General features: G+C 44.5%; 1 protein-coding gene. It reads left to right on the top strand.

What is annotated here, in order from left to right; translation table 11 throughout:
• A partial coding sequence (locus B3182_RS10830) for a MarR family winged helix-turn-helix transcriptional regulator (protein ID WP_292752734.1) occupies positions 1-299 on the top strand: 299 nt, incomplete at both ends.

The raw sequence follows: 299 nt of genomic DNA, 5'->3' as shown, positions 1-299 counted from the left end.
GTCACCAAGGCATATGGAAAGCTGTTAAAACAACATGGGCTCACCTATCCGCAGTTTGTTGTCATGATGGCGTTATGGCAAAACGATGGTGCATCACCCACGCAGCTTGCAAAAGCAGTTGGCTTGAGCAAAGCGACCTTGTCACCCATTTTAAGAAAGCTGGAATCTAACGGATATCTTGTTAGAGAAAGTGTGCCAGATAACGATAAAACTAAATCCATGGTCTTGACTGCAAAGGGCTGTGAGTTTGCTGATGAGGGTGAAAATATTGCCAAATTGGCATTGTGTGCAACGGGTTT

It is taken from the genome of Methylophaga sp. UBA4204, assembly GCF_002379485.1.
Classification (GTDB): Bacteria; Pseudomonadota; Gammaproteobacteria; order Nitrosococcales; family Methylophagaceae; genus Methylophaga.
Note: the sequence above shows the minus strand (reverse complement) of the source record. Positions and strands in the feature narration are given on the sequence as shown.